This window comes from Anoxybacillus sp. EFIL (genome assembly GCF_013096955.1).
GTDB classification, from domain to species: domain Bacteria; phylum Bacillota; class Bacilli; order Bacillales; family Anoxybacillaceae; genus Anoxybacillus; species Anoxybacillus ayderensis.
This window is the reverse complement of sequence record NZ_SDLH01000127.1, coordinates 1-389: the sequence shown is the minus strand read 5'-3', so window position 1 is coordinate 389 and position 389 is coordinate 1. Positions and strand designations below refer to the sequence as shown.

Sequence of the window (389 nt, the reverse complement as noted above, 5' to 3'; positions counted from 1 at the left end):
CGTAAGTCGTCCCTAACTCACTGATCCGATATGTAGGAATCGATGTTTCAATCGGATAATTCGTCAAGATCAGATCATAGTCCTGTTCTTTAGCATAGCGCTCAACGACGACCCCATTCAAATTTTTTAAGTACAGCAGCCACATATAAAAGACTGCCTCTTTGAAAAGTGCATCCATATTCAACGCGATGCCTACCCGAAATTCCCGATTGATTTGGTAATCAATGATCGTCAGGACACTCAAATATTTGACCATGGTCATCATATACAATGTATTTTCTTCTGATGCTTCCAGCTTCATTTCTTGTACAGCAGTATTCAATAAACGTTCACTGATCTGGCGAATATTACGACTTGAGAGTTTTGCTTCTAATTGCCAAATATTTTCT

At 38.8% G+C, this 389-nt stretch carries 1 protein-coding gene; it reads right to left on the bottom strand.

The window, feature by feature from the left end; translation table 11 throughout:
• Window positions 1-389, bottom strand: a 389-nt coding sequence (locus ES017_RS15650) for a hypothetical protein (RefSeq protein WP_216367613.1), incomplete at both ends; no start/stop codon positions are given.